Source organism: Vibrio sp. Isolate23 (assembly GCF_022398095.1).
Classification (GTDB): Bacteria; Pseudomonadota; Gammaproteobacteria; order Enterobacterales; family Vibrionaceae; genus Vibrio; species Vibrio coralliilyticus_A.
Window position 1 is genome coordinate 1 of sequence record NZ_JAKEUV010000035.1, and the last position, 513, is coordinate 513.

The window sequence follows — 513 nt, forward strand, 5'->3', positions numbered from 1 at the left end:
TCGTCTAGAGGCCTAGGACACCGCCCTTTCACGGCGGTAACAGGGGTTCGACTCCCCTACGGGATACCATTGGGTCGTTAGCTCAGTTGGTAGAGCAGTTGACTTTTAATCAATTGGTCGCAGGTTCGAATCCTGCACGACCCACCATTCTTCTCCACGAAGAATCAAAACTTATGTGGGCGATTAGCTCAGTTGGGAGAGCACCTGCCTTACAAGCAGGGGGTCACTGGTTCGAGCCCGGTATCGCCCACCATTCTCTAAGTATTTTTGGGTTCAGATTTCCAAACCACTTCAGTAATACGTACGTGGTTGGATTTTTGCCGCTGAAAGTCTTTAGAAAATGTAACTTCCTTGTGAAGAAACATAGCTCTTTAACAATTTGGAAAGCTGACGAATAACAACAATCCCCATCTCTATGAGATGCGTTGTTATTCATTTAAAAGTTCTCAAATCCTAATGATTTGTTCATTAGGTACCAACACACATTCAAGTGTTCTTGGAAACATCCTTGTG

The 513-nt window shown here is 44.6% G+C and carries 3 tRNA genes; all 3 read left to right on the plus strand.

Going from position 1 to position 513, the window contains the following annotated elements:
* Position 1: 1 nt before the first annotated feature.
* Positions 2 to 69 (plus strand) — tRNA-Glu (locus L1D31_RS22500).
* A gap of 2 nt (positions 70 to 71) precedes the next feature.
* Positions 72 to 147 (plus strand) — tRNA-Lys (locus L1D31_RS22505).
* A 30-nt stretch (positions 148 to 177) separates the two neighbouring features.
* A tRNA-Val gene (locus tag L1D31_RS22510) sits at positions 178 to 253 on the plus strand.
* Positions 254 to 513 lie beyond the last annotated feature (260 nt).